Genomic DNA, 6377 nt, shown 5'->3' on the forward strand with positions numbered 1-6377 from the left:
GCTTCCAGACTTGGCGCGACGCGGGTGCCGATGTTGGCGACTCCCTCTGGCAGTTCCGGTTCCCTGACCCAGACGTTATAGCCATCCCGATCAGCAACGCCGATGGGCGTGACACCCAGTAACAGCAGCGCCTCGGTGGCGGCCCAGTTCAGAGCAATCACCCGTTCCGGCGTTTTATCGAGGGTCAGGGTCCCCTGTTCGTGCTGCCAGCTTGCGGCACTGGTAAGGACCGGCAGCAGACTCAGCAGCAGCGCCGCGCCGTATCGCCAGCAGCGTTCAGACCTAGTGAACATAGGACACCCACTGTCCGGGCGCGCGCTCCATCACGCCCATGGGCACGCCATATATGGATTCCAGGATGCCGGAATCCATGATGTCCCGGGGGCTGCCATCGGCAACCAGTTGCCCGGATTTCAGAGCGACCAGACGGTCGCAGAACCGGGCCGCCAGATCCACGTCGTGCAGCACCACGATAACCGTAAGATCCCGCTGCTCGGCGAGACGATGCACCAGACGCAGGGTTTCCACCTGATGTTTCACATCCAGGGCGGATATGGGCTCATCCAGCAGCAGGCATCGTGTTTGCTGGGCCAGCAGCATGGCAATCCACGCGCGCTGGCGTTCACCACCGGAGAGCGTGTCGACAGAGCGATGCTGGAACTGGCTGAGTCCGGTGTCCTCAATGGCCCGGGTGATCAGCCGGTGGTCTTCCTCGTTATAGCGTCCTAGCGGTCCGCGCCAGGGGTAGCGCCCCAGGGCAACCAGCTCGCGAACCGTCAAACCGTCGGTTCCTGGCGGATGCTGGGGCAGGTAGCCCACATTGCGGGCAAATTCCCGTGCACCCGTGCTCCGGAAGGATTTGCCCAGAAGCCGGACATTGCCGGTTGAGGGGGCAAGCTGGCGGGCAAGCACCTTGAGCAGAGTGGACTTGCCGGAGCCGTTATGCCCGAGCAGGGCTGTTACCTCACCCTCACCGAAACCGAGGTTCAGGTTCTGAAGTATGGTGGTGTCGCCAATGCGGACATCAAGATTGGAAACGTCGAAGAAAACAGGCATGCAGGCTCCCGAAATGCTGAGGGCCTGCAGAATAATTTAAATGCGAATCACTATCAATATATATTGCGTTAAATGGCTGCCTGTATTTGCCCGGTCTGCACACGCCATTGGTTGGCATAAGCGCCGTCCTGGTCCAGCAGCTCCCGGTGAGTTCCCTGTTCCAGCACTTTGCCGCCTTCGATGACCGCGATGGAGTCGGCATCAACGATGGTGGAGAGCCGATGGGCAATCATGATCACGGTCCGGTTATGGCCGATACGCTTCAGTGACCGCTGGATGGCGGCTTCTGTTTCGTTGTCCACCGCGCTGGTGGCTTCATCAAGCACCAGTATCGGCGGATTTTTCAGCAGTGCACGGGCGAGGGACAGTCGCTGGCGCTGTCCCCCGGACAGACGAACGCCCCGTTCGCCCACCGGTGTGTTCATGCCCTCGGGCAGCGCTTCAATAAACGACCAGGCTTCCGCGGTTTTCGCTGCATCTATGATCTCGGTATCGGACGCCGCCGGATTTCCATAGGCAAGGTTTTCCCGAATGGTGCCCTCGAACAGGTAAACATCCTGACTCACCAGCCCAATTGCGCCGCGCAGGGATTGCAGGCTGAGATCCCGAATGGGTTGTCCATCGATTCGGATTTGGCCGTTGCTCGGATCGTAGAACCGCAGCAACAACTTGATCAGAGTGGATTTGCCGGAACCGGTTGCGCCGACCAGCGCAAGGGTATTGCCAGCTGGCACGGTCAGGCTGATATCCCGGATTCCTGCGCCGCTGGAGGGATAGTGAAAGCTTACTTTGTCCAGCTCAACATCGCCTTTCACCGGCTCTGCCAGTGCCTTGCCACCCTCGTCTCGCACGTGCACGGGCTCGGCCAGAAGGTCCAGAATCCGACGGGTGCTTGCCATGGCCCGTTCGAACAGATCAATCACTTCGGCAAGCCCGGTCAGGGGCCACAGCAAGCGCTGGGTAAGAAAGACCAGAACGCCATAGGCACCCACGTTCAGGTTTCCTTCAAGGGCCATCATGCCCCCCACCGTGAAGGTGGCCAGGAAGCCGGCCAGAATGGCCATCCGGATCACCGGAATAAACGCAGAGCTGATGCGGATGGCCCGGCGGTTGGCCTCCACGTAGGCTTCGCTGCTTTCTTTCAGACGCTTTGCCTCTCGCTGTTCAGCGGTAAAGCTCTTGATGGTGGCGATGCCGCCCAGATTGTTGGCCAGCCGGCTGGACAGGTCACCAACTTTTTCACGAACGTCGGCGTAGAGCGGCCCCGCTTTGCGCTGGAAGTAGAAGGCGCCCCAGATAATCAGGGGAATGGGGGTGAATGCGAGCAGGGCAATGAGCGGCGAGAGCACGAAGAATACGGCGCCGACGGCAACCACGGTCACCAGCACCTGAATCATGGCGTTGGCGCCGCCGTCGAGGAAGCGCTCGAGCTGGTTGACGTCGTCGTTCATGGTGGCCACCAGCTGGCCGGAGCTGCGAGCCTCGAAGAAACTCATGTCGAGGCGCTGGGCATGTTCGTAGGCATCCTGTCGGAGGTCCGACTGCAAACGCTGGGCTAGGTTGCGCCACAGGATCTGGAACAGGTATTCGAACAGGGATTCGCCGGCCCAGATAAAAAAGGTGAGTACGGCCAGAATGGTGATCTGTTCCTGGGCGGTTTCAAAACCGAGGCCAGCCACAAAGCTCTCTTCCTGGTTGACGACCACATCAATGGCGACACCGATCAGGATTTCCGGGGCAATATCAAAGAGTTTGTTGATGATCGAGCAGGTGGTGGCAGCGATGATCTGTCGGCGGTATCCCCGGGCGTATCTCAGCAGGCGGGCCAGGGCAGCAAAGCTGCTGGTGGTTTGGTGGCTGTGTGAGGACATACTCCGCTTCTCTCCCTTGAATCAGGCAGGCCCGCGTTGAGCCTGAAAATAATAAGGCGGGAAGGGTAGCGGATCTGCCCGGGTTTTAAAATAGAATCATTATCAACTGCGTTTGTTTCTTTGCAGCCAGCGGTCAAGCTTGTCGGCAAATTCCTTGCGGTCGGTCTGGCAGAAAGGGGCGGGGCCTCCGGTGACCTGGCCGGCATTGCGCATTTCTTCCATAAAGTTGCGCATGGCAAGGCGCTGGCGAATATTCTCTTTGGTGAAGGCCTGGCCGCGGGGATTGAAGACGTCGGCGCCTTTTTCAATGGCTTCGGCGGCCAGGGGAATGTCCTGCGTGATCACGAGATCGCCTTCGTGCATCTGGTCCATGATTTCGTTGTCGGCCACATCAAAGCCCTGGGGGACCTGTCGGCGCTTGATGTAAGGGCTCGGTGGCAGGGTGATGGCGTGGTTGGCGATGAAGGTGGTGTCGATTTGCCAGCGGGTGGCGGCGCGGCAGATGATTTCCCGGATTGGGACGGGGCAGGCGTCGGCGTCGACCCAGATTGGCATGGTGGTTCCTTTTGTTTGCTTGGTTCTCTCGAGAGTCTACCTTTTGTTGATATGAGCCTGATAGATGTTGTCCGCGTATCTCTTCAGTAGCCTTGGAACTTGGTGCTGGAGGCATTGAGAGCCCCCTTCCAAAAACCGCTACGAGCACCCCTTCGGGGTCCGGCCAGCAATCACAGATTGCTGTCGCTCAGCCGCACATGAAGCTTCGCTTCATAAACGTTTGCTTCGCCCATGTGCGCTTGTTTCAGGCCATCCTTGGCCTTCAACATTTTTGGAAGGGCTCTCCCAATGCCTCAATCGGACATCGTCAGTTCATCCGCGCATTGCACAGCTGCATAGGATTTTTTTCAGGAGGTAACAATTATGCTTGCCAGATCTATCCTAACCGCATTTCTGGCGGTCGCCATGTGTTTCAGCGTTTCCGCCGCCGATAACAACGAAGAAGCCTGGGAGGCTCTGAGAGACGGACGGGCTGTTCTGATGCTTCGCCATGCCTTGGCCCCGGGGACCGGAGATCCTGGCAACTTTGATATCAACGATTGCAGCACCCAGCGGAATCTGAACGACGTCGGTCGTGAGCAGGCGCGGGCGTGGAAGCCGTTTCTGGCGGACCATGGTATTACGGACGCGCGGGTGTTCAGCAGTCAGTGGTGCCGTTGCATGGATACCGCAACCGGGATGGACATGGGGAAGGTAACGGAGTGGCCGTCGCTGAATTCTTTCTTTCGCAACCGTGGCGATGGTCCGGCGCAGACGCGGCAGACGATTGCTCTGGTGAATGAGTTGGAGGACGGGGCACCGGTGATCATGGTGTCGCATCAGGTGAACATTACGGGCCTGACCGGGATTTTCCCTTCGTCGAACGAGGGCGCGATTATCGCCCTGCCTCTTTCGGAAGATCCGACGGTTCTGGCGAGGGTGTCGCCCGGGCGTTGATGGTATAATCCTGCGCCCATTCAATTAACAGGAAATGATAATGTCGCAGCTTCCGCCATGCCCCCAGTGCAGTTCTGAATACACCTATGAGGACGGCGTTCAACTGGTATGCCCAGAGTGCGGGCATGAGTGGTCTGAGGCGGAGGCTGCGGCAGCTGACGCCGCGAAGGTGGTTCGCGACGCCAACGGCAATGAGCTTCAGGATGGTGATTCGGTGACTGTTATCAAGGATCTGAAGGTCAAGGGCTCCAGTTCCGTGGTTAAAGTCGGCACCAAGGTGAAGAGTATCCGCCTGGTTGAAGGCGACCACGATATCGACTGCAAGATCGACGGTATTGGTGCCATGAAACTGAAGTCCGAGTTCGTCAAGAAAGCCTGACGACTACCCTGCTGTTGCACTCTGGATCTGTTGTTCCAGTTCCCTGGCAAGACCCGGGTCGAGCTGGAGGGCGCTGGCGAGTTGATCCAGCCAGGCCCGCTCCATGGGGTTCTGTTCGTCGATCATGACCGCACTGACGATGTAGATTTCCCGGCTGGCCTGGGGTGAGTCGGCATTGCGGGCCAGGGCAGATGCATCCAGCGGGGCGTCGAACTGCTGTTGGATCCAGGCGTGGAGTTCATCATCCGGACCCAGTTTTTCGATTTCCTGGGTGAGAAGGGCGCGCTCGTTGGCATCGATGTGGCCGTCGGCACGGGCCGCCATGATCATGGCCTGGAGTATTTCCAGCCCCCTTTGTTCCTGTTCCTGTCCTTGCAGTTGCTCCAGTGGCTGGCCCTGTTGTGCCAGTGCTGGCTGGGAGGAGGCCTGATTGTTGGTCTGGTAGTTCTGGTAGGCTTTCCACGCCAACACACCCACGCCGGCAAGGGCGCCGTATTTCAGGGCCTTGCCGCCCATTTTCCGGCCCCGTTTTGATCCCAGCATCATACCCAGGGCTCCGCCGCCCAGCAGGCTTTTCACGTCGATGCCTGAACCGGAACCCTGGCCGCCCTTGAATTGGCTTCCAAGGCTGTTCACCATTTTGTTGACATCCATGCCTCCGCCCTGGGACTGACCGCCCTGGGCCTGTTTCATTACCTGGTTCAGTACAGACATCACGTTCATTTGCCAGCGCCTCTCTCGGATTAGCCATTACGGATCAAAACTCGTTTACGCCGCCCGGTGCCTGGGCTCATCGGGCCGGTGTTACCCTGTTGTCACATTTGGGAGCATTTAGTTCCATTGATGACTGTTTTTGCCTATAAGGGGACTTGAGCCGGGGCTCCGCAGCTTCATCTGCGACCATTCGTCGCACTGAAAAACTTGGATCCATGGGGGCGTCTTCTTATCCTCTATCCATACACCACCGACAAGGAACACTCGACATGAAGTTCTGCCTGAGCATATGTGTGCTGGCATTGGCCCTTATTGCCCCGACAGCAATTGCCCATGATTACAGTCATGGACCGCTCAAGGTCGATCATCCCTGGAGCCGACCCACACCGCCTGGCACTCCCATGGGAGTGGGGTACCTGAATATCTCCAACAGCGGCAGCAGTGATATCACCTTAGTTGGTGCCGCAACCCCCAGGGCAGGCCGCGTATCGATTCACGAGACCAGCATGCACGATGGTGTGATGCGCATGGCGCCGGTCAAGGGCGGGCTTGTCATACCAGGGGGTAGTACCGTGGAGTTGAAGCCCCACAGCTTTCACCTGATGCTGGAAAAACTAAAAAGCCCGTTGCGCGAGGGTGAGAGCATTCCGCTGACCCTGAGTTTTGATGGCGCGGAAGATATGCAAGTTGAACTGAATGTTGCGCCGCTGGACGGGCAAACCATGATGAATGACCAGAAGGAGAATCATTCTGGTCATTCCATGGATCACAGCGGCCACTGAGCGTCGACTCAGTTTCGTCCGCGAAGTTTGTCAAGGACGCCCTGAACCCACCCTTTGGCATCGTCGAGGGTGTGGTTTTCTTCC

At 58.4% G+C, this 6377-nt stretch carries 7 protein-coding genes and 1 pseudogene; 3 read left to right on the forward strand and 5 right to left on the reverse strand.

Annotation, left to right across the window (positions count from 1 at the left end; genetic code table 11):
• From B2W52_RS16610 to B2W52_RS16625, 4 genes and pseudogenes are all read right to left on the reverse strand, one after another.
• Window positions 1-293, reverse strand: a pseudogene (locus B2W52_RS16610) (iron-siderophore ABC transporter substrate-binding protein); the annotation flags it as partial.
• Window positions 283-1056 (reverse strand): ABC transporter ATP-binding protein, encoded by a 774-nt coding sequence (locus B2W52_RS16615; protein ID WP_092030236.1) that lies wholly within the window; start codon window positions 1054-1056, stop codon window positions 283-285. The pseudogene B2W52_RS16610 and the gene B2W52_RS16615, both read right to left, overlap by 11 nt.
• Before the next feature lie 68 nt (window positions 1057-1124).
• A complete protein-coding gene (locus B2W52_RS16620; protein WP_092030234.1) occupies window positions 1125-2927 on the reverse strand; it encodes an ABC transporter ATP-binding protein in 1803 nt (600 codons plus the stop codon).
• 102 nt (window positions 2928-3029) lie between these two features.
• Window positions 3030-3482 carry a YaiI/YqxD family protein gene (locus B2W52_RS16625; RefSeq protein ID WP_273071172.1) on the reverse strand — a complete coding sequence of 151 codons (453 nt, stop codon included), beginning with the start codon at window positions 3480-3482 and terminating at the stop codon, window positions 3030-3032.
• A 363-nt stretch (window positions 3483-3845) separates the two neighbouring features.
• Between B2W52_RS16625 and B2W52_RS16630 the strand changes: the two genes are divergently transcribed.
• Window positions 3846-4418 (forward strand): histidine phosphatase family protein, encoded by a 573-nt coding sequence (locus B2W52_RS16630; RefSeq protein ID WP_273071173.1) that lies wholly within the window; start codon window positions 3846-3848, stop codon window positions 4416-4418.
• A gap of 40 nt (window positions 4419-4458) precedes the next feature.
• Window positions 4459-4797: a zinc ribbon domain-containing protein YjdM gene (locus tag B2W52_RS16635; protein WP_008176055.1), complete on the forward strand. Its 339-nt coding sequence runs from the start codon at window positions 4459-4461 to the stop codon at window positions 4795-4797.
• A 3-nt stretch (window positions 4798-4800) separates the two neighbouring features.
• Here B2W52_RS16635 and B2W52_RS16640 read toward each other — a convergent pair whose 3' ends face one another.
• A complete protein-coding gene (locus tag B2W52_RS16640; RefSeq protein WP_273071175.1) occupies window positions 4801-5520 on the reverse strand; it encodes a tellurite resistance TerB family protein in 720 nt (239 codons plus the stop codon).
• A 260-nt stretch (window positions 5521-5780) separates the two neighbouring features.
• Here B2W52_RS16640 and B2W52_RS16645 point away from each other — a divergent pair, with 260 nt between their 5' ends.
• On the forward strand, window positions 5781-6293 hold the full coding sequence (locus B2W52_RS16645) for a copper chaperone PCu(A)C (RefSeq protein WP_008176049.1): 513 nt from the start codon (window positions 5781-5783) through the stop codon (window positions 6291-6293).
• The last annotated feature ends 84 nt before the right edge of the window (window positions 6294-6377 follow it).

Source organism: Marinobacter sp. UBA2498 (assembly GCF_002341575.1).
Taxonomy (GTDB): domain Bacteria; phylum Pseudomonadota; class Gammaproteobacteria; order Pseudomonadales; family Oleiphilaceae; genus Marinobacter; species Marinobacter manganoxydans.

Coding starts and splice junctions, on each gene's coding strand:
- B2W52_RS16615 (WP_092030236.1), bottom strand. CDS start 1,056: ATGCCTGTTTTCTTCGACGTTTCCAATCTTGATGTCCGCATTGGCGAC.
- B2W52_RS16620 (WP_092030234.1), bottom strand. CDS start 2,927: ATGTCCTCACACAGCCACCAAACCACCAGCAGCTTTGCTGCCCTGGCC.
- B2W52_RS16625 (WP_273071172.1), bottom strand. CDS start 3,482: ATGCCAATCTGGGTCGACGCCGACGCCTGCCCCGTCCCAATCCGGGAA.
- B2W52_RS16630 (WP_273071173.1), top strand. CDS start 3,846: ATGCTTGCCAGATCTATCCTAACCGCATTTCTGGCGGTCGCCATGTGT.
- B2W52_RS16635 (WP_008176055.1), top strand. CDS start 4,459: ATGTCGCAGCTTCCGCCATGCCCCCAGTGCAGTTCTGAATACACCTAT.
- B2W52_RS16640 (WP_273071175.1), bottom strand. CDS start 5,520: ATGAACGTGATGTCTGTACTGAACCAGGTAATGAAACAGGCCCAGGGC.
- B2W52_RS16645 (WP_008176049.1), top strand. CDS start 5,781: ATGAAGTTCTGCCTGAGCATATGTGTGCTGGCATTGGCCCTTATTGCC.